This window comes from Dorea sp. D27 (assembly GCF_001185345.1).
Taxonomy (GTDB): domain Bacteria; phylum Bacillota; class Clostridia; order Lachnospirales; family Lachnospiraceae; genus Extibacter.
On record NZ_KQ236743.1, the window covers coordinates 1130985 to 1150954 of the forward strand.

At 49.3% G+C, this 19970-nt stretch carries 18 protein-coding genes; 1 reads left to right on the top strand and 17 read right to left on the bottom strand.

The window, feature by feature from the left end; all coding sequences use genetic code 11:
* Nucleotides 1–49: 49 nt before the first annotated feature.
* The 11 genes from HMPREF0980_RS05355 to mgtE all read right to left on the bottom strand — a co-directional run bounded on the left by HMPREF0980_RS05355 (nucleotide 50) and on the right by mgtE (nucleotide 11735).
* Nucleotides 50–2092 (bottom strand): DUF4118 domain-containing protein, encoded by a 2043-nt coding sequence (locus HMPREF0980_RS05355; protein WP_049728057.1) that lies wholly within the window; start codon nucleotides 2090–2092, stop codon nucleotides 50–52.
* A gap of 66 nt (nucleotides 2093–2158) precedes the next feature.
* Nucleotides 2159–2806 carry a potassium-transporting ATPase subunit KdpC gene (gene kdpC, locus HMPREF0980_RS05360; protein WP_049728058.1) on the bottom strand — a complete coding sequence of 216 codons (648 nt, stop codon included), beginning with the start codon at nucleotides 2804–2806 and terminating at the stop codon, nucleotides 2159–2161.
* 12 nt (nucleotides 2807–2818) lie between these two features.
* The gene (gene kdpB, locus HMPREF0980_RS05365) at nucleotides 2819–4885 is read right to left on the bottom strand and encodes a potassium-transporting ATPase subunit KdpB (protein ID WP_049728059.1); all 2067 of its coding nucleotides are present in this window, start codon (nucleotides 4883–4885) and stop codon (nucleotides 2819–2821) included.
* A gap of 103 nt (nucleotides 4886–4988) precedes the next feature.
* Nucleotides 4989–6716 (bottom strand): potassium-transporting ATPase subunit KdpA, encoded by a 1728-nt coding sequence (kdpA, locus tag HMPREF0980_RS05370; RefSeq protein WP_049728060.1) that lies wholly within the window; start codon nucleotides 6714–6716, stop codon nucleotides 4989–4991.
* Nucleotides 6717–6759: 43 nt separating this feature from the next.
* Nucleotides 6760–6876: a K(+)-transporting ATPase subunit F gene (kdpF, locus tag HMPREF0980_RS20020; protein ID WP_084002655.1), complete on the bottom strand. Its 117-nt coding sequence runs from the start codon at nucleotides 6874–6876 to the stop codon at nucleotides 6760–6762.
* Between the two features lie 10 nt (nucleotides 6877–6886).
* Nucleotides 6887–7027 carry a hypothetical protein gene (locus HMPREF0980_RS18865; RefSeq protein WP_157039363.1) on the bottom strand — a complete coding sequence of 47 codons (141 nt, stop codon included), beginning with the start codon at nucleotides 7025–7027 and terminating at the stop codon, nucleotides 6887–6889.
* A 157-nt stretch (nucleotides 7028–7184) separates the two neighbouring features.
* The gene (gene rpmF, locus HMPREF0980_RS05375; RefSeq protein WP_005332600.1) at nucleotides 7185–7364 is read right to left on the bottom strand and encodes a 50S ribosomal protein L32; all 180 of its coding nucleotides are present in this window, start codon (nucleotides 7362–7364) and stop codon (nucleotides 7185–7187) included.
* Nucleotides 7365–7367: 3 nt separating this feature from the next.
* On the bottom strand, nucleotides 7368–7901 hold the full coding sequence (locus HMPREF0980_RS05380; protein ID WP_049728061.1) for a YceD family protein: 534 nt from the start codon (nucleotides 7899–7901) through the stop codon (nucleotides 7368–7370).
* A gap of 103 nt (nucleotides 7902–8004) precedes the next feature.
* On the bottom strand, nucleotides 8005–9195 hold the full coding sequence (locus HMPREF0980_RS05385; protein ID WP_049728062.1) for an acetate kinase: 1191 nt from the start codon (nucleotides 9193–9195) through the stop codon (nucleotides 8005–8007).
* A gap of 35 nt (nucleotides 9196–9230) precedes the next feature.
* Entirely contained in the window at nucleotides 9231–10232 is a 1002-nt protein-coding gene (gene pta / locus HMPREF0980_RS05390) for a phosphate acetyltransferase (RefSeq protein ID WP_049728063.1), read from the bottom strand.
* 165 nt (nucleotides 10233–10397) lie between these two features.
* The gene (gene mgtE, locus HMPREF0980_RS05395) at nucleotides 10398–11735 is read right to left on the bottom strand and encodes a magnesium transporter (protein ID WP_198146199.1); all 1338 of its coding nucleotides are present in this window, start codon (nucleotides 11733–11735) and stop codon (nucleotides 10398–10400) included.
* A gap of 214 nt (nucleotides 11736–11949) precedes the next feature.
* On the opposite strand from mgtE, the gene HMPREF0980_RS05400 reads away from it, so the two are divergent.
* Nucleotides 11950–13233, top strand: coding sequence for a nucleotidyltransferase (locus HMPREF0980_RS05400; protein WP_049728064.1), 1284 nt, complete (start codon nucleotides 11950–11952; stop codon nucleotides 13231–13233).
* Nucleotides 13234–13266: 33 nt separating this feature from the next.
* On the opposite strand, the gene HMPREF0980_RS05405 is transcribed toward HMPREF0980_RS05400, so the two are convergent.
* From HMPREF0980_RS05405 to polA, 6 genes are read right to left on the bottom strand one after another with little or no spacing between them, the layout of a single operon-like run.
* Nucleotides 13267–14124, bottom strand: a complete 858-nt coding sequence (locus HMPREF0980_RS05405) for a DegV family protein (RefSeq protein ID WP_049728065.1) — start codon at nucleotides 14122–14124, stop codon at nucleotides 13267–13269.
* 12 nt (nucleotides 14125–14136) lie between these two features.
* Complete coding sequence (locus HMPREF0980_RS05410) at nucleotides 14137–15501, bottom strand: PFL family protein (RefSeq protein ID WP_049728066.1); 1365 nt, start codon at nucleotides 15499–15501, stop codon at nucleotides 14137–14139.
* 30 nt (nucleotides 15502–15531) lie between these two features.
* Nucleotides 15532–15804, bottom strand: a complete 273-nt coding sequence (locus tag HMPREF0980_RS05415; RefSeq protein WP_049728067.1) for an ACT domain-containing protein — start codon at nucleotides 15802–15804, stop codon at nucleotides 15532–15534.
* Between the two features lie 18 nt (nucleotides 15805–15822).
* Complete coding sequence (locus tag HMPREF0980_RS05420) at nucleotides 15823–16620, bottom strand: MBL fold metallo-hydrolase (protein WP_049728068.1); 798 nt, start codon at nucleotides 16618–16620, stop codon at nucleotides 15823–15825.
* 51 nt (nucleotides 16621–16671) lie between these two features.
* Nucleotides 16672–17265 (bottom strand): dephospho-CoA kinase, encoded by a 594-nt coding sequence (gene coaE, locus HMPREF0980_RS05425; protein WP_049728069.1) that lies wholly within the window; start codon nucleotides 17263–17265, stop codon nucleotides 16672–16674.
* 14 nt (nucleotides 17266–17279) lie between these two features.
* A complete protein-coding gene (gene polA, locus HMPREF0980_RS05430) occupies nucleotides 17280–19895 on the bottom strand; it encodes a DNA polymerase I (protein WP_049728070.1) in 2616 nt (871 codons plus the stop codon).
* Nucleotides 19896–19970: the final 75 nt, after the last annotated feature.

A 19970-nucleotide genomic window follows, 5' to 3' on the forward strand; every position in this document is an offset into this window, starting at 1 on the left:
TCCCAGCACTACTAGGATTAATTCTACTAGACATCCCTCTAAAAATCAATCATTTTGTGAAAGAATTACGCGCCATATCTTCCATCTTCTGAATCCTTGCAAATACGAGTGCCGCCTCCCCGAGCATTGCACATATCAAATCATATTCGAAAGTACCAATTTCCCTTCTTTCCTCCAGTATCATCCCTATAACGGCCGACACGTTGTCGCTGTCCATGACCGGGAGATAGATGGCCTTCGCGCTCGGAAGCGTATGTGTCGTACATCCGGCCCGGTGGCCGTTTTCAAACACCCAGGCAGCTACCGCGCGTTCCTCTTTAGAAGTATAGTCTTGAATCAGCCTTTCCCTGCATTGGCAGCCAATTCCACTTCTCAAGTAGACAGAAGGCTCCTGTATCTGTCCGTCGTTCTTCATATACACGATGACAGTAAAGTTCATAAGCTTCTGTATCTGCGATGCCAGCTCATCGCCAATCTCTTTTCGGTTTTTTACACGTCTTAGCTTCTTGCTGTTCATGAGCAGTATCTCCGTGCGGTATGCGCGCTTGGCATTTTCCTCATTCTGCTTCTGTATCTTCGACATGTTCCACGAAGTCAGGAGGCTCACCGCGAACATCATGGCAAAAGTCAGGGGATAGCCCTTGTCATATGCATGCAGGCTATAGAACGGCATGGTGAAAAAATAATTAAAAAGCAGTACGCTTAATACAGATGCGAGCACCGAACATACATAGCCCTGTGTATGGATGGCGGTCAGCATGACGCCTAACAGATATGCCATAATTATGTTGGCCTCTGTCAGCTGCAGACGGCTGAGAACGAGCCCTGCCGAGGTGCTGGCCGCCATCATGGTTCCCATGATTATTAAGTCGGAACCCTTTACCTTCTTAAACCCTTTTCCCATACCCGCAGCGAAAGAAATCTTCTGTCCGATGCCGCTTTGAAGATCCGGTATGATATAGACATCCAGCGACGGAGCATATTGATTCAGACTCTCGACGAGGGTCTTCCTCGTCTGTCCGAACAGAATTCTGTGTGCGGTCCTGCCCATGACAATCTTCGTCACATTGCTGACCTTAGCGTATTGTGCTATCTGTCTCGCCACATCTTCACCGTTTACCGTAACGATCTTCGCTCCAAGCGTCCTTGCAAGACGTATGTTATCGTCTCTTCGCTTTTTTACTCTATCATCTGCATTCTGAAGGCTTCTCGTCTCTACGTACAGAGCGGTAAATTGTGCGTGGAACGCATAGGCGAGGCGTGCCGCCGCTCGGATTACTTTTGCGTTGGACGGCGCGGGAGATATACAGGTCATCACATGTTCACCGGCAGTAGAGATTTCACTGCCCCCGAGACGTTTTTTCTCTTCCTCCGCGAGATGGTTCACCCTGTCCGCCATCCGCCGCAGTGCTGTCTCGCGCAGTGCTGCAAGCTTATCCCTCGTAAAGAAATTCTGGAGCGCCCGCTGGGCCTGTATGCCCTGATATATTTTGCCCGACTTCATGCGCTGGATGAGTTCTTCTGGTTCAATATCCACCAGTTTTACCTGCTCCGCCTTGTCAAAAATACTGTCCGGTATCCTCTCTTTCATCTGTATCGAAGTAATGCCTGCAATATTGTCGTTAAGGCTTTCCAAATGCTGGATATTGACCGTCGTATATACATTGATTCCGTGCTCCAGCAGTTCTTCGATATCCTGGTATCTTTTCTGATGACGGCAGCCCGGAGCATTCGTATGGGCCAGCTCGTCAACGAGAAGGACTTTCGGCCTGCGCTTGAGGGCCGCGTCCAAGTCAAACTCCCGTATCTTTACTCCTTTGTAATCCACCATCAGAAAAGAAATCTGTTCCATCCCTTCCAGCAGGGCGGCAGTCTCCGGACGGGCGTGAGGCTCTACGTAACCTGCCACTACGTCAACATGGCTGTGCTGAAGTTCCCTGGCGGCCTCCAGCATCTCATATGTCTTGCCGGTTCCGGCCGCATAACCGAGAAATATCTTAAGCATGCCGAATGTTTTCTGATGTACCTTCTCTTCTTCCGCCTGAATCTTTTCAAGCATTTCTTTTGAACTTGGCCTTTTGTCACTATTCATCCACATTCTCCTATTTATACGCTAAAAAGCTGCCGGCAGCCATTGTCAGACTGACGGCAGTTAAGGTTATATTTCACCAAGCGCTTTGGCAACTTCAAGATTGCATTTCAGGACATTGACTCTCTCGTGCCCGAATATCCCGAGCGTCTTGCCGGCTGTATTGCGGTTTACGATGTCTTCAAGTTCCCTTTCGCTTAGTCCCGTGGCTTCCGAGATGGCAGGTATCTGTATCTTGGCCGATTGCGGAGTGATGTCAGGATCCATGCCAGATCCCGACGCCGTCAGGAGATCGGCCGGAATCTCTCCTTCCTTTACATCCGGATGTTTTTCCAGAAATTGTTCCACAGCATCATCTACCCTCTTCTTCAGCTCCTCATTGGAAGGTGCCAGGTTTGATCCGCCTGACCCGGGTCCCGTATATGAGCCGTCTGCTTTATCCCCCTCTGTGTACACATTATAATTAACTCCCGATACCCTGCCCTGGAAATATCTTGCGTCATCCGAAAAGTCCTGGCCCACGATAGCGGAACCTACTGCTTTATCGGAATCTGTTGTCTTTTCCCCTTCTGCCGTCACAAGGCTTCCATTCGCCTGGTGCGGGAAGATTGCCTGTCCAAGCCCTGTCAGCGCCGCAGGATATGCAAGTCCACAGACGATTAGCATCAGAACAGTCAGTATCACAGCACTTTTCACATATTTCAAAAATGATTTCATTGTAGTTCCCTCCTATATTCCAAGCACTGACAGTAAAGGTGCAACGATACAGTCAATTAGCTTAATACCTGCAAACGGTACGATAATGCCGCCCAAACCATAGATGCCCATATTTTTCAAAAGCATACGCTCTGCACTCATCGGCTGATACTTGACACCTCTCATAGCGATAGGAATCAGACATGGTATAATGATTGCATTGAATATCAGTGCCGATAAGATTGCCGACATCGGTGTAGACAGCTTCATAATGTTGAGCATCTGCATCTGTGGTATCACCAGCGTAAACATTGCCGGTATGATTGCGAAATATTTTGCCACATCGTTAGCGATGCTGAAGGTGGTCAGCGAACCTCTTGTTATCAAAAGCTGTTTGCCTATTTCCACTACTTCCAGAATCTTCGTCGGATCAGAATCCAGGTCCACCATATTAGCAGCCTCTTTCGCTGCAGCGGTGCCGGAATTCATAGCAAGGCCAACATCGGCCTGCGCAAGTGCCGGGGCATCATTCGTGCCGTCTCCGGTCATCGCTACAAGCTTGCCTTCCGCCTGCTCATTCTTGATTGCCGTAATCTTGTCCTCCGGCCTGCATTCCGCGATGAACCCGTCCACACCGGCTTCTTTTGCGATTGTGGCCGCTGTAAGGGGATTATCTCCGGTACACATAATTGTCTTAATGCCAATATCCCTCAGTCTCTGGAACCTTTCAACAAGCCCGGGCTTTACGGTATCCTTCAGGTAGATGACACCATATATGACATTATCTGCCGAGACGACAAGAGGTGTCCCCCCAAGACCTGCTATTCTTTCCACAATCTCATCCAGATCCTTTGGAATGCTGCCTCCATCCTTCTTCACCATAGCTTTGATTGCGTCTGCAGCTCCTTTCCTGATGATGGAACCATTTGGGAGATTGGCTCCCGACATTTTTGACTGTGCGGTAAATTCTATAAATTCTATCTGTTCTGCAGCATTGTCATCTATCCTGGTTCCCAGGCTCCGTGCCAGCTCTACGGTCGATTTTCCTTCCGGCGTCGGATCGCAGAGAGAGCTCATCACGGCATAATCAATCAGGTCTTCTTTGCTTTTCCCTTTTACTGGATAAAAGTCGGCCGCAAGACGGTTTCCGAACGTGATTGTGCCTGTCTTGTCAAGAATCATCGTATCAACGTCTCCACATGCCTCTACCGCTTTACCGGACATGGCGATGACATTAAACCTTGTCACCCGGTCCATCCCTGCTATGCCAATTGCGGACAATAGCCCGCCTATCGTCGTTGGTATGAGGCATATAAGAAGAGCAATCATAGTAGATACCGGTATCTGTACACCAGAGTATGTAGCAAAAGGATAGAGGCATACGACTACAATCATGAAAATGACCGTAAGTCCCACAAGCAGTGTGTTCAGAGCAATTTCATTCGGCGTCTTCTGCCGGGATGCCCCTTCTACAAGCGCTATCATCTTATCCAGGAAAGATTCTCCCGGCCTGGAGGTGATACGTATCTTCAGCCAGTCGCTGACTACGGTCGTACCGCCTGTAACGGATGAAAAATCCGTTCCAGCTTCACGGGTGACAGGTGCCGATTCCCCGGTAATCGCTGATTCATCTACCGATGCGATACCTTCCACCACCTCACCGTCATTTGGGATTACTTCCCCGGCTTTAACAAGTACGATATCATCCTTCTTCAGCCGTGAAGCGCTCACGGTGCTTTCCGTCCCGTCCCTGCCAATCAGCCTGGATTGTGTATCCTGTTTAGTCTTTTTAAGCGATGCCGCCTGTGCTTTTCCACGTCCTTCCGCTACAGATTCAGCGAAGTTCGCAAATAATACCGTAACAAAGAGTATGGCGCAGACAATCCCGTTGTATGACCTCAGATAGCCAAGCGACGCATCATCGCCGAATATAGTTGGAACTATCGTCATAATCAAGGTCAGCACAAAGCCTATCTCTACTACGAACATGACCGGATTCTTAACCATATATTTCGGATGAAGCTTCTGGAAAGCACCCGTTATGGAGCTTCTCAGTATATCATTCGTCACGAACTTTGTTTTTTGTTGTTTCTTAGACATTTCTTCTCTTACATCCCTTTCTAAATTTTATGATACCAGGGTCAAAAGGTCATGCGTTTCATGCCTGCATGAAAAAGCGTGACTTTGGGACCCCAACATCATTTTATGAAAACCATAAGGTAAGGTGCTCTGCTATTGGTCCCAGCGCAAGTGCAGGGAAGAATGTTAAAGCAGCGAAGATATATACGATGAATACAAGCAGTATGGCAAATATTACATTGTCTGTCCTCATCGTTCCTATGGAAGCCTTCACCTGTCTCTTTGCAAGAAGCGAACCTGCGATTGCCAGCTGTGCGATAATCGCGATATAACGTCCGAAGAACATTGCGAGCCCGCTCGTGATATTCCAGAAATATGTATTGTCTGACAGCCCTTCAAAACCGGAGCCATTGTTGGCAGACGCTGAAGAATATTCATACAGAACCTGCGACAGGCCGTGGAAACCAGGATTGGTGATGCCCTCAAGACCTGCTTGTGTAGATACGGCCAACGCTGAGAACCCGAGAATCAGAAGCGGATGTATAATCAGTACAAGCGCCACAAGCTTCATTTCCCGGCCTTCTATCTTCTTACCAAGGTATTCTGGTGTACGCCCTACCATCAGGCCACATATAAATACGGTAAGTATCGCGTACATGAGCATATTCATCAGGCCCACCCCCTTACCACCGAACACACAGTTCAGCATCATGTGCAGCAGCGGCACCATCCCTCCAAGGGGTGTAAGTGTATCATGCATATTGTTGACCGTGCCAGTCGTAAAAGAAGTTGTCACCGTGGTAAACAATGCTGACTGGTCTACACCGAACCTTACTTCTTTTCCTTCCATGCTTCCCATTTCCTGTCCGACTCCCGCTGTCTCAAGAACTGGATTCCCTGCCTTTTCCGATACGAAGCAGACGGCCAGCCCTACAAGGAATATGATCGACATGGCTGCAAAAATTGTTCTTCCCTGTTTTCCAAATACCGGCTCTTTGATCTTAACAGCTGCCGCAGTTTTCTCTTTTTTCCGGTCCATGCACATCTTTCCAAATGTCAGCACGCACGCTCCCGGAAGAATCATCATGGATATAAGCTCTACGATATTCGTGATGATTGTAGGGTTTTCAAACGGTGTCGTAGAGTTTGCCCCCAGGAAGCCTCCTCCGTTTGTTCCGAGATGCTTGATGATTTCCAGCGCAGCCACGGGGCCTGCCGCAAAATCCTGAAGCTTTCCCTGAATCGTCTCTACCGTAATATTGGCTCCGAATGTCTCCGGACATCCCTGCCAGATCAATATAAGGCCGAAGACCATGGACCATGGAATTAAAATACGTGTCGTTATACGCACCATATCTTCATAGAAGTTGCCGAGATCTTTCCTCTTCCCTGCAAGCCCTCTGCAGAATGCCATACACGCCGCATAACCGGATGCTGCTGAAGTGAACATCATAAAGATGATGACGAGCATCTGGCTTAAGTAGGAAAGCCCCGACTCACCCGAATAGTGCTGGAGATTTGTATTTGTCATAAAACTTATTATTGTATTGAAGGATAGAGTCGGTTCCATTCCTTCTATTCCGTTTGGGTTCAGAAACAATGCATGCTGTAATCTTAATACGAGATACCCCGCCAATACCATGACAGCATTGGTCATAAGAAGGCTTAATGCATATGTCTTCCAGCTCATTCCTTTTCTGTCGATCCGGCAGACTTTGTATATGCCATTGTCTACTCTGTCGAATAATGGATCTGCGAACGTTCTTTTATTGGTCGTGATATGGTACATATATTTCCCCATAGGTATCACGGCTAATACGAAAATCGCTAAAGTCAGCGCAATCTGTAACATGACTTTCTTGTCCTCCTGTTTATTACTCTTAACTCAGTTGATATCATAATTTCTCCGGATGAACCAGAGCATAGATCAGATATGCCGCAAGCAGCAGTATAATTATTCCCAGTAATATCATTTTGCTTCTCCTTCCTTCACGTATGTCCATCCTCTGCATCTGTTAAGCGTCATTCAGCCCGGACGTTTTCCGCGGTATCTGTATCCACTTGTCTGCTGCACCATTCGGTAAATGCCTTCATCAGTCCAAAGCATGCAAGCAGGATACCCGCCATAGCGATATCCATCATCACTTTAACCCCCTTTTCCATTGAACTGGACTCATTCTAACATGCCCTGTCTTAAAGCTGTGTTAAAACGCCGGGCCATATATTAAAATGGTGTTAAAATGGTATCAGAATCTGATAAGTTCCGGATACGCGAAAAAAGCTCCCCGGTAAACCGGGAAGCCTTTTTTGCTTTCACTTATTAGTCCTGAGCTATGATTTCTTTTTTGTTGTAAGAGCCACAAGCCTTGCACACTCTGTGAGGCATCATTAATTCACCGCACTTGCTGCACTTTACCAAGTTTGGAGCGCTCATCTTCCAGTTAGCTCTTCTTTTGTCTCTTCTTGCTTTAGAAGATTTATTCTTTGGACAAATTGACATAGGTTACACCTCCTTAAAATTCTTAAACACATCGCGGATAACTGACATTCTAGGGTCAAGACCTGGGTCTTCACAGTCACAGGTTCCCTCATTTAGGTTCTGACCACATACGCTGCACATTCCTTTACAGTCCTCACAGCATAGAACTTTCATCGGCCATCCTACTAATATCTCATTATAGAGTAATTTGTCTACGTCAAGATGATATCCGTCAATATAATTCGCTTCGTCATAATCTTCTGTCTGTCCGCTGTCCTCTTCTGACTCAGACACTTTGACCTGCTTCGTAAATTCCAGGTCAAATTCCTCCGGCACCTCTGTGAGACAGCGGTCGCACGGAATAAGCACCTTAAGCCTGCACGTACCTTCAATCAGAAGCTTTCCGCCTCTTTTGTACTCTGCAGCTATATGGACATCCGTCTCCGGCATGACCGTATACGTGCCTGCATCTCCCTGAAACGTACGCATCGTACAAGCTGCCGTCACGTCAAGCGGCTTATGCGGTTCAGACAATACTTCGGATAGGTCAATCAACATATAGTCACCCCTATTCATACCTAGACTATTATATCCGTGCAAAAGAGGTTTGTCAACCTATAATTCGTCATTTTGTATAGATATTGTGCCACCGTGCGGCTTACTATACAAGCGCAACTGTTTCACGGGCAATCGCAAGCTCTTCGTTCGTCGGTATCACCATCACCTTAACCTTGGAATCCGGAGTGGAAATCGTAATCTCTTCCCCACGCGTATTGTTTGCTTCTTCTTCAACCTCAATTCCAAGATAGCCGAGATAGCCCAGTACATCGGCACGTACCGGACCAGAGTTCTCTCCCACCCCGGCCGTAAACGCGATAACATCCACGCCATTCATGGCAGCTGCATAAGCACCGACATATTTTGCGACTCTGTAGGCGAATACCTGAAGCGCGACAGCCGCCTGCTTATTTCCTTCTTTTGCCCCGGCATCCAGATCCCGGAAGTCGCTGGAAAGGTTATTGGAAAGACCGAGCACACCTGATTTCTTGTTCAGCATGTTCATCAGACCGGCAATGTCGAGCCCTTCCTTTTTCGCTATAAATTCCATGATAGCCGGATCGATGTCACCGGAACGGGTTCCCATCACGAGCCCCTCCAGAGGGGTAAGCCCCATGGAAGTGTCCACGGATTTCCCGTCCTTGACGGCACAGATGCTGGCACCGTTCCCAAGGTGGCATACGATGGTGCGGAGTTCTTCATAAGGCCTGCCCACGATTTCCGCCGCCCTCCTGGATACGAAGCTGTGGCTTGTCCCATGGAAACCATAGCGTCTTACTTTGTATTTTTCATAATACTCATATGGAAGGCCGTACATATAAGCCTTTTCCGGCATCGTCTGGTGGAATGCAGTATCAAATACCGCCACCATCGGGGTGCCTGGCATCAGTTTCTCGCATGCATTGATTCCAATCAGGTTGGCAGGATTATGAAGCGGTGCCAGGTCATTACATTCCTCGATTGCCTGGAGCACTTCATCCGTAATCACGACAGAGCTTGCAAACTTCTCGCCGCCATGTACGACACGGTGCCCTACCGCCCCAATCTCATCCAGGCTCTTTACGACACCTGTCTGTGCATCGGTCAGGGCATCGATGACATACTGGATTGCTTCCGTATGTGTCGGCATAGGCTTGTCTGACTTGACCTTTTCCCCGCCCGCCGGCTGATAGGTAAGGCTTCCGTCGATTCCTATCCTCTCGCAGAGCCCTTTTGCCAGCACCTGCTCCGTGTCAGAGTTGATCAGCTGGAACTTTAAAGATGAACTTCCGCAGTTGATTACTAATACATTCATTTGAAATTACCTCTCTTTTATTCTTTTTTAGCCTTCTAGTTTTCAGCCATGCACTGAACAGCCGTGATTGCCACTACCCCTTCGATGTCCTTCGCGCTGCAGCCGCGGGACAAATCGTTGACCGGTGCGGCGATGCCCTGTGTCAGCGGTCCGTACGCTTCCGCTTTGGCAAGTCTCTGAACGAGCTTATAACCGATATTTCCTGCATCCAGATCAGGGAATACGAGTACGTTGGCCTTTCCTGCCACCGGGCTTCCCGGCGCCTTTGATGCGCCTATTTCTGGTACGATGGCAGCGTCAAGCTGGAATTCACCGTCAATCATAAGACCCTCTGGTGCGTGTTCCTTCGCGATACGTGTAGCTTCCACTACCTTGTCCACATCGGCATGCTTTGCGCTTCCTTTCGTGGAATGTGAAAGAAGCGCCACCACCGGCTCTTTTCCTGTCAGGAGTCTGAACGAATCCGCTGAGGACAGCGCGATTGCCGCCAGCTTCTCGGGATCTGGGTTCTGCTCAAGTCCTGCGTCCGCAAATACGAACGTCCCATCCGCCCCCATATCACAGTCCGGAACGACCATTATGAAAAATGCCGACACAAGCTTGGTACCTGGTTTCGTCTTCAGTATCTGAAGGCAGGGCCTAAGCGTATCTGCCGTAGAGTGGCATGCACCTGATACCATGCCGTCCGCGTCTTTCATCTTCACCATCATGACCCCGTAGTACAGATAATTCGTAAGGAGCAGTTCTCTTGCCTGCTCTTGCGTCATCCCCTTCTTCTGCCTCAGTTCTACCAGTTTGGCAATATAGCCATCCGTCTTTTCGCTCGTGGCCGGATCTACAATCGTCGCTTTGCTGACATCGAAAGAACCTCTGTTTTTTTCAATCTCTTCCTTGCTTCCCACAAGTACCACATGTGCCGTGCCTTCCTTTAACACAGCTTCTGCCGCTTCATATGTTCTGATATCCTCTGTTTCAGGAAGCACGATTGTTTTCATGCTTGTCTTGGCTTTTGCCTTGATTTCATCTATAAATCCCATGATTGATAGACTCCTTTCCATTTATTCTCAGTATTTCTATTATAATACAAAGAGACCTTGTAAACAAGGTCTCTTCCTGTAATCTTATGTCTATTTTTCAATACAATAAGCGTTATTTATTTAACATCTTGGTAAATATGACCAATCTATGCAAAAACGCCCCGGCTATATGGAAAATATAAGGCTGACAATCGCAAAGTATACCGTCACTGTGCTGATATCCACGAGCGTAGAAATGAGCGGAGTAGCCATTATAGCAGGGTCGAGCCCGATTTTCTTGGCAATCAGAGGAAGCGTGCAGCCTACGATCTTCGCCAGTATTATGGTGCATGCCATCGTCAGACCGATGGCAACCGCAATCATCACGTTCCCCTGTCCCATGACAAGTATACGTATTCCATTCACGGCAGACAGTATGATACTGACGAGAAGTGCCACTCTGATCTCCTTGAAAATAACTTTTACGATATCTCCGAATTCAATCTCTCCCACAGCAAGACCGCGTATCACGAGCGTAGAGCTCTGGGAGCCGCAGTTGCCGCCTGTCCCCATCAGCATCGGAATAAAGCCTGCAAGCTGGGGCATGACAGCCAGTGCAGATTCATAGTGGTTCATGATCATCTGGGTAATTGTTGCGGATAGCATAAGGAACATCAGCCACGGCAGCCTGTTCTTCACATGGCTGATGACACTCGTCCCGAAGTAAGATTCTTCGTTGGGGCTTACGCCGGCCATTATGCTGATATCTTCTGTCGTCTCTTCCTGTAATACATACATGGCATCATCGACCGTGACGATACCGACCATGCACATTTCATGGTCCACGATGGGAAGTGCTATCAGTCCGTACTTCGTTATCGTGCGGGCCACTTCCTCCTGATCATCCGTCGTATGGGCATAGAGCATATTCGTATCCATGATCTCTTCCACGGTCTTGGACTCGCTTGTCGTGAGCAGCTCTTTAACATCCACAACGCCAATCAGCCTGCGCTTTTCCGTCACATAGCATGTATATATCGTCTCCTTGTTCAGACCTACCTGTCTGATCTTCAGTATGGACTCTGCCACTGTCATCTCTTTCCTGAGCGCGATGTAATCCACGTTCATCACGCTTCCGGCACTGTCCTCCGGATACTGGAGCAGCGCATTGATCTGCTGCCTCGTCTCCTCGTCTGTCGCCATGAGAAGGCGGTCTACCACATTGGCCGGCATCTCTTCCAGCACGTCTACCGTATCATCCAGATACATCTCTTCCATGACCTCTTCCAGTTCGGAATCGGTGAGCGCGTTGATAAGCAGTTCCCTCATATCGCTGTTCATGTAAGTAAATGTCTCTGCCGCCTCTTCTTTTGCCAGGAGGCGGAATACCATCACAAGCTGCTTCTGCTCGAAATCCTCCAGGATATCTGCCAGGTCGATCGGGTACATATTATTTTCAAGCTCTTCCTTGAGCTCTTTATACTGGCGGTTTTCAAGCATTTCCAGAATACGTTCTTCTGTCAGCTCTTCCCGCTCTTCCAGATAATCTTCCGCTTCTCCCGGTACATCATACGGCGCTTCTGCATTTTCGCCAAAATCTGCATCGCCGCGGCTGGATTCTTCGCTCATCGTACCCCTCCTCTCCCAAGGCTTTCTCCCTTAAAACACGTAATTCGTTTTGCGAACCCGGTCTTTTTATAGTATAATCAATTTCAGAAGGATATACAAGGAGATTCTCATGAAAATAGTAGGTTTGATTACGGAATACAACCCGTTTCACAACGGGCATTTATACCATATAGAGAAGGCGAAAGAAATCACGGGAGCAGACGCCGCGGTCGTCGTCATGAGCGGTAACTATGTACAGAGAGGAGCGCCTGCCATCATGCCAAAGCATCTGCGCGCCGAAGTCGCGCTGGAAGCAGGTGTGCCCGTCGTGATGGAACTGCCGGTCTGCTTTGCGACAGGCAGCGCAGAATACTTTGCGGCAGGTGCCGTATCCCTGTTTGAACAGCTTGGCTGTGTCGATTCCATCTGCTTTGGAAGCGAATGCGGCGATTACGCCAGACTGGAACAGATTGCGCACGTAGTCGCGGATGAGCCGGAAGAATATAAGTTTTCACTGCAAGAAGGGCTGCGGAAAGGTCTTTCCTTTCCGCGCGCCCGCCAGCTGGCGCTGAAATCTTACCTCAGGGATGATTCCCTTGACGCCGTGCTGGAACAGCCGAACAATATTCTCGGCATAGAATATATCAAGGCACTGTATCTGAAGAAGAGCCCTATAAAGACATATACGATCAAGCGCATGGTATCCGGGTACCACGACGAATCCCTTTCTGAGAGTTACAGCTCCGCATCAGCCATACGAAAGCTCCTTGCCTATGCAAGCAACTCCATCCACCTTGAGGATGAAGGCATGTTTGACGAGCCGGTAATGTCAGAAGTGCTGACCCGGCTGGAAGGTCAGGTTCCCCCTACCTGTATAAAGCTTCTGGAGGAGACCCACCGTACGCGGTATCCGATATATTCCAACGACTTTTCTCTCTTGTTAAAGTATAAGCTGCTGACGGAGACGAAAGACACGCTCGTCAAATACGTTGATATCACAGAAGACCTGGCAAACCGCATCATGAACCATGCCAATGATTTTATCACCTTCGACCAGTTCTGCGACCTTCTGAAGACGAGAGATATGACTTACACACGAATCAGCAGAAGCCTGTTCCACATACTGCTCGGCATAACGAAATACGATATGCTCTCCTGCAGGGAAGACGGATACTGCCATTATGCACATATCCTCGGATTCCGGAAAGACGCGGCGAATGTCCTTACCCACATGAAAGCCCACTCCCGGGTCCCTCTGGTTACAAAGCTGGCCCAGGCGGATTCCCTGAGCGGTACCGGCAGCCGGATGCTGGAGCAGGACATCTTTGCATCCAACCTGTATGAAGCAATCATAACAAATAAGTTCAAGCTGCCCTTTGTAAATGAATATGAGCAGTCCATCGTCATCCTATAGATGCACGTGTGATGAGCGCCGTGCAATAAGGCTCTATAACTCTGTCACCCTGCTGCAGGCGACCGCAAGCGCTCCTGGTCCGATATGGCAGGCTACGCTTAAGGACAGTCTGTCCATGTGGACGTCATACCCCGGGAACCTTGCCTCAATCTCTTCCTTCCACGCAAGTGCCTCTTCCTCCTGGCACGTATAGGCGGCTTCCAGATTGACCCTCTTGCCTTTGAAACGCTCCTCTATATCCTTTTCCATAGCGTTCAGCATCGTACGCTTCGCTGCTTTTATACCGCGTACTTTTGCAAACGCGTCCAGCTTCTCTCCCTGAATCTGAAGCACCGGCTTCAGGTTCAGCACTGTGCCGAGCGCTGCCGCCGCTGGGGTTATACGCCCGCCTTTCCTCAAATATTTCAGCGTGTCCACCGTGATATAGATGCTCGCCTCCAGCCTTTCCCTCATGAGCACGTCCTCTATCTCAGATGCCGTCATGCCGCGGCGTACCATCTCCATCGCATCCAGCGCAGACTGGCGCTGCGTGACAGATACCCTCTGGTTATCAACGACGTGCACCTTGCCGTCAAATTCCTTGGACAGCATCTTTGCCGTCTCACAGGAACTGCTCAGTCCGCTGGACATAGGTATATGGATGATCTCATCGTACTCGGACAGCAGTTCCTCCCACAGCTCCATCACATCTGCAGGAGACGGCTGCGAAGTGGATATCTCCGCATCCTCTCCAAGCCTCTGATAGAACTCTTCCTGGCTGAGCGTTATATCCTCATAGAACAGCTCCCCGCTGATATAAAATGGCATCGGCAGTATGCGGATGCCCCGCCTTTTCCCTTCTTCCTGTGTTATTCCACTGTTGCTGTCTGTCACAACTGCTACTTTTCCCATTTATTTACCTCTCTAATTTTTGAAACTGTGTATCGGTGCCGGAATCCTCCCTTTTCGGTTCACGAACCCGCTGCAGTCAAATTCATTGACCGGCATTATCGGGGCATAGCCAAGCAGTCCTCCAAATTCCGCCGTATCTCCTACATCCTTGCCGATTACCGGTATGAGGCGGACCGCCGTCGTCTTCTGGTTGACCATCCCGATAGCCATCTCATCCGCGATGATTCCGGAGATGGTAGAAGCTTTCGTCTTGCCGGGGACGGCTATCATGTCAAGACCCACGGAACAGACGCACGTCATTGCCTCCAGCTTCTCCAGCGTTAGGGCTCCTGCATTTACCGCATCAATCATCCCCTGGTCTTCGCTCACCGGTATAAAAGCACCACTTAAGCCTCCCACATAAGAAGATGCCATAACACCTCCCTTTTTAACCTGGTCATTGAGCATGGCCAGCGCCGCCGTCGTACCTGGCGCCCCGGTCCGCTCCAGACCAATTTCTTCCAGGATCTCCGCTACGCTGTCCCCCACGGACGGCGTCGGCGCCAGAGACAGATCTACGATGCCGAACGGGACGCCCATCCGTCTGGATGCCTCTCCCGCGACAAGCTGGCCGACCCGCGTCACCTTGAACGCCGTCTTCTTGATTGTCTCGCACAATTCTTCAAATCCCCTGCCGCGCACCTGCTCGATGGCATGTTTCACTACTCCTGGCCCGCTGACTCCTACATTGATAACCGCATCACCTTCTGTCACACCGAGAAACGCCCCTGCCATGAACGGATTGTCATCTGGCGCGTTGCAGAAAATGACGAGTTTGGCGCAGCCGAGGGAGTCGTGTTCTTTTGTCGCCTCCGCCGTTTCCTTGACCATCTCTCCGCACAGGCGGACCGCATCCATATTGATTCCCGTTCTCGTAGAACCGACATTCACAGAGCTGCATACCCGCTCCGTACATGCCAGTGCCTGCGGGATGGAACGTATAAGAGCCTCATCGCTTTTTGTCATCGCTTTAGATACAAGGGCGGAATATCCGCCTATGAAGTTGACTCCCACTTCCTTAGCAGCTTTGTCCAGCGTACGGGCCAGCGCCGCAAAATCTTCCTCTGTCTTACAGGCCGCACTGCCGACCAGCGCCGCAGGTGTTACAGATATTCTCTTATTAACGATTGGTATCCCATATTCCCTCTCGATCTGCTCCCCGGTAGAGACGAGGTTCTCCGCCGTGGAAGTAATCTTCCTGTAGATTTTTTCGTTGAGCGCCTCCAGATTGGAATCCATACAATCCATAAGGCTGATGCCAAGCGTAATCGTCCTTACGTCCAAATTTTCCTGTTCTATCATCTGGTTCGTCTCATTGACTTCATATATGTTTATCATGGGCCGTCTTCCTGTCCTTTCTGCCTTTGCTTATAAACGATGCATCTTTTCAAATATCTCTTCTCTCTGACAGTGGATCGTCACTCCAATCCCAAGCCCTACTTCTTCCAGCTCTTTCGAGACCGCGGCAATCTCTTTTGTAGCAGTTGTCACGTCAACGACAGCCATCATATTAAAATACCCGTTGACAATCGTCTGGGAGATGTCGAGCACGTTGATGTTCGTCTCTGCAAGGTAAGTGCAGACTCTGGCTATGATACCCACGGTGTCCTTTCCAACTACTGTAATGATACATTTCTTCATGATCTTCCTCCTGTCTTCCTACACTGTTATGATTTCTGATACTGTATCCCGCTTGGCTACCATCACCGGAATATCTTCTCCTTTATAAGGATTGTCCCCAAGGCTGACTTCAAGTTTGACCGTCTCATAGGCAAGTTCTTCGTAATTGTTTTCCTTGCTCAGATGTCCAAGCATTACATATTTGAGATTGTCATGAAGTATATCACAAAGAAGCCGCCCTGACAATTCATTGGATAGATGCCCCTTTTCTCCCATCACCCTGCGTTTCAGCGGGTAAGGATAAGGGCCTACTTCCAGCATGTGGATGTCGTGGTTTGCCTCAAGAAGCACTGCGTCAAGCTCTTTCAGATGCGCTACCGTGTATGCGTCATATTTGCCGAGGTCAGTAGCTACCGCGACCGCCTTGTCGCCATCTTCTATACGGTAGCCGGACGGCTGCCGCGCATCGTGGGAGATGGCGAATGGCTGTATGTCCAGACTGCCGAGCGAAAATGACTCGTCTATATTAATCTCATGCAGCAGCCCTTCGGGCATCCTGCCGATACTGTTCGTGCATCGGATTCCCTCTATCGTCCCACCCGTGGCATAGATTGGCACTTCGTACTTCCTGCTGAATACGCCAAGCCCCTGTATATGGTCGATATGCTCATGGGTAATCAGGATGCCCTCAATCTCGTCGCCCTTGATTCCAAGCGTATGCAATCCCGCATCTATCCTTTTTTTACTGATTCCGGTATCTACGAGCAGATGCGTGTCGTCATCCCCCACATAGATACAGTTTCCGCTGCTCCCGCTAGCTATGCTGCATAGTCTCATGTATGTATACACTCCTGTCCTTTATATATGTCTGAACTTTAGATGTCCAGATTACCAAAGATTCCGGACCATCTCGTCCAGCTGCATCTTTGTCTCCTCGAAAAGGCCGCTGTTATCGATAACTCTGTCACAGTTCCTGAGGAAGACTTCTTTGGGAAGCTGCGATGCGATAATATCATCCACCTTCTCCGCGTCATATCCTCTTGCATAGATCAACCGCTTTTTCCGGATGGCATCCTCCACATAGACGTACCATATCTCATCGCAGATCTGCTCATAATGATCGTCTATGAGAAGGGCCGCCTCCAGGATAAAAAGGCTCGTATGCTTTCTCTCTTCTCGTTTTATTATCTTTCGTACTTCTTCTTTTACCGCAGGATGGACGATTTCATTGAGAGCGGCACGTTCCTTTTCATCGGTAAATATGATTTGAGCCAGCCTCTCCCTGTCCAGCTCTCCTCTGCTGTCCAGTATCTTCTCCCCGAAATGCCCGGCAATCGCCCTGTGGCAGTCTGTCCCCTTCTTCTGGAGCTTCCTCGCCACCTCGTCGGCCTGGCATATGGTAGCACCGTACCTGTCATTCAAGTATTCCAGTATCTGTGTCTTTCCAGCTCCCACACCGCCTGTGATGCCAATAATCTTCATATGTTATCCCTCTGCTATTTTGCTTCGTACCAGTTGTCTCCTGTATGCATATCTATTTCCAGCGGAACTTCCAGAGACGCTGCATTCTCCATCTCTTCCCTGAGTATCACCTTCACATCCTCCAGCTCCGGCCGGAACGCCTCTATGAGCAGCTCATCGTGTACCTGCAGGACGAGCCGCGACTTCATATGGTTCTCTTTCAGGCGCCTGTTCACCCCTATCATCGCTATCTTCATGATGTCTGCCGCAGTGCCCTGGATCGGGGCGTTCATTGCCACCCGCTCACCAAATGACCGCTGCATGAAATTGCTGGAAGACAGCTCCGGAACCGGACGCCTTCTCCCGAAAAGGGTCACAACGTAGCCCATCTCTTTGGCATGTGCAACCGTATCGTCCAGAAATATCTTGATACCCGGATAGGTCTTAAAGTAATCGTCAATGTATGTTGCCGCTTCTTTCCTCGTGATGCTCAAGTCCTGGCTCAGCCCGAACGAGCTGATTCCGTATACGATGCCGAAGTTGACTGCTTTTGCGTTCCTTCTCTGAAGGTCTGACACCTCCTCGAACGGTACATGGAATACCTGGGACGCAGTAATGCGGTGGATATCTTTCTGCTCTTTGTATGCATTGATAAGCTGTTCATCACCGGAGCAGTGCGCCAGGACACGCAGTTCTATCTGGGAATAGTCCGCGTCGATAAACACATAACCGTCCTCTGGTATGAACACTTTGCGGATCAGCCTGCCAAGCTCCATCCGAATCGGAATATTCTGCAGGTTCGGCTCTGTGCTGCTGATTCTTCCGGTCGCCGTAATCGTCTGGTTGAACTTGCCGTGGATCCTCCCATCCTCGCTGATATAATTCGCAAGCCCGTCAGCATAAGTCGATTTCAGCTTCGTAAGCTGGCGGTATTCCAATATCTGAGCCACGACTGGATAATCCGGCGCCAGCTTGTCGAGCACGTCAGCTGCGGTCGAATAGCCAGTCTTTGTCTTTTTGCCGCCTTTCAGCCCCATCTTGTCAAACAGGATAACGCCAAGCTGCTTCGGTGAATTGATGTTGAATTCCTCTCCGGCCGCTTCGTAGATCTCTTTTTCCAGCTCTTCAATTTTGATTCCAAGCTGCTCGCCATAAAATTTGAGTGCTTCAGCCTCAATCCTGACGCCACTGCGTTCCATATCGTACAAGGTGAATACGAGAGGCATCTCTATATCGGTGAACAGATGTCCCATCAGCTCTTCTTCCATCTTCTGGCGGAGCGGCTCCACAGCGGCGTAAGCCGTGTACGCCTCATAGCATACCTTTACATAATCGTCCACCTTCTCTTCCAGCATAAGTCCAAGCTGCTCGCGCGCGACGTCCTCGTACGTATAGTCGTTCTTCAGCGGATTTAGAAGATAGGCCGCTATCGTCACGTCAAAACATGTCAATGGGTCTGCAACCGAGACATATTTCATCGATTCTTTGATATCGAACATAGAGAACGTCTTCACGCTTCCGGACACTTCTTCTAGCTCTGCAAGCAGATATTCCATCGTGATGCCGCTGCCGGCCCTGATACAGAATATCTTGTCTTCCCCGTAGCAGAGTCCGATTCCTCCCGCAACTGCCTGTCCGGCAAAAAGCGGCAGGGTCCCCTTCGTATCTTTGAACACCGCGGCTCCTGCAAGTGCTGCATGCTTCGCCTCTTCCAATACCCTGCCGGCTTCCGCCAGTTCAGTAATCTCTCTGAAACTGTCCTCTACAGTGTTTGACGGTGCTTTCACATCAAATTTGCCGAGCAGGTTCTTAAACTGCAGCCGCTGGAACCATCCATAAGCTTCTTCTGTAAATACGTTGCCAAGCTCAGCCTCATCCAGCTTGAATTCGACCTCCGCATCTACATCTATCTCCGCCAGCTTCCTGCTCATGACCGCCATATCCCAGTGCTCCTTGAGCGCTTTGGCGGCCCGCGGCGGCTTCAGCTCATCCACATGCTCATATGCATTCTCAATGGAATGGTATTCGCTTATGATTTTTGTGGCAGTCTTTTCCCCAATACTTGGAACGCCCGGAATATTATCGGAGGAATCGCCCATCAATGCTTTCAGGTCAATAAACTCCGTAGGAGTCACCTGATACCGTTCCTTTACATCCGCGGCATAATAATCTTCTATCTCTGTTCTCCCCTGCTTCGTCTTGGGGATGCGGATCTTCACATGTTCGGTCGCAAGCTGCAGAAGATCTCTGTCCCCGCTGATGACAGCGACTTCCATCCCTCGCTCCCCACAATGCTTTGATATCGTCCCGAGAAGATCGTCGGCCTCCAGCCCTGCTTTCTCAATAATATTGATGCCCATGGCTCTGAGCACGTCTTTAATGACAGGCACCTGCTGTCTGAGTTCTTCTGCCATCGGTTTTCTTGTCCCTTTGTATTCTGCGTACATTTCATGGCGGAAGGTCGGGGCATGTACATCGAAGGCAACAGTCAGATATTCCGGCGCCTCCTCGTCCAGTATCTTAAACATAATATTCAGGAATCCATAGACGGCATTCGTGTGAAGGCCTTCTGAATTGGTCAGGTCGGGAAGGCCATAGAAAGCCCTGTTCAATATACTGTGTCCGTCTATCAATACGATTTTTTCTGCCATATATCGTTCTCCAATCTGCTAAACCTACTTTACTACTATACACCAAAGTCTTATTTTTTAAAAGGCATAACCTTT

Excerpts from the sequence above, each read along its gene's own strand:
- HMPREF0980_RS05355 (WP_049728057.1), bottom strand. The coding sequence starts at position 2,092 with ATGAATAGTGACAAAAGGCCAAGTTCAAAAGAAATGCTTGAAAAGATT.
- kdpC (WP_049728058.1), bottom strand. The coding sequence starts at position 2,806 with ATGAAATCATTTTTGAAATATGTGAAAAGTGCTGTGATACTGACTGTT.
- kdpB (WP_049728059.1), bottom strand. The coding sequence starts at position 4,885 with ATGTCTAAGAAACAACAAAAAACAAAGTTCGTGACGAATGATATACTG.
- kdpA (WP_049728060.1), bottom strand. The coding sequence starts at position 6,716 with ATGTTACAGATTGCGCTGACTTTAGCGATTTTCGTATTAGCCGTGATA.
- kdpF (WP_084002655.1), bottom strand. The coding sequence starts at position 6,876 with ATGCAGAGGATGGACATACGTGAAGGAAGGAGAAGCAAAATGATATTA.
- HMPREF0980_RS18865 (WP_157039363.1), bottom strand. The coding sequence starts at position 7,027 with ATGGAAAAGGGGGTTAAAGTGATGATGGATATCGCTATGGCGGGTATC.
- rpmF (WP_005332600.1), bottom strand. The coding sequence starts at position 7,364 with ATGTCAATTTGTCCAAAGAATAAATCTTCTAAAGCAAGAAGAGACAAA.
- HMPREF0980_RS05380 (WP_049728061.1), bottom strand. The coding sequence starts at position 7,901 with ATGTTGATTGACCTATCCGAAGTATTGTCTGAACCGCATAAGCCGCTT.
- HMPREF0980_RS05385 (WP_049728062.1), bottom strand. The coding sequence starts at position 9,195 with ATGAATGTATTAGTAATCAACTGCGGAAGTTCATCTTTAAAGTTCCAG.
- pta (WP_049728063.1), bottom strand. The coding sequence starts at position 10,232 with ATGGGATTTATAGATGAAATCAAGGCAAAAGCCAAGACAAGCATGAAA.
- HMPREF0980_RS05400 (WP_049728064.1), top strand. The coding sequence starts at position 11,950 with ATGAAAATAGTAGGTTTGATTACGGAATACAACCCGTTTCACAACGGG.
- HMPREF0980_RS05405 (WP_049728065.1), bottom strand. The coding sequence starts at position 14,124 with ATGGGAAAAGTAGCAGTTGTGACAGACAGCAACAGTGGAATAACACAG.
- HMPREF0980_RS05410 (WP_049728066.1), bottom strand. The coding sequence starts at position 15,501 with ATGATAAACATATATGAAGTCAATGAGACGAACCAGATGATAGAACAG.
- HMPREF0980_RS05415 (WP_049728067.1), bottom strand. The coding sequence starts at position 15,804 with ATGAAGAAATGTATCATTACAGTAGTTGGAAAGGACACCGTGGGTATC.
- HMPREF0980_RS05420 (WP_049728068.1), bottom strand. The coding sequence starts at position 16,620 with ATGAGACTATGCAGCATAGCTAGCGGGAGCAGCGGAAACTGTATCTAT.
- coaE (WP_049728069.1), bottom strand. The coding sequence starts at position 17,265 with ATGAAGATTATTGGCATCACAGGCGGTGTGGGAGCTGGAAAGACACAG.
- polA (WP_049728070.1), bottom strand. The coding sequence starts at position 19,895 with ATGGCAGAAAAAATCGTATTGATAGACGGACACAGTATATTGAACAGG.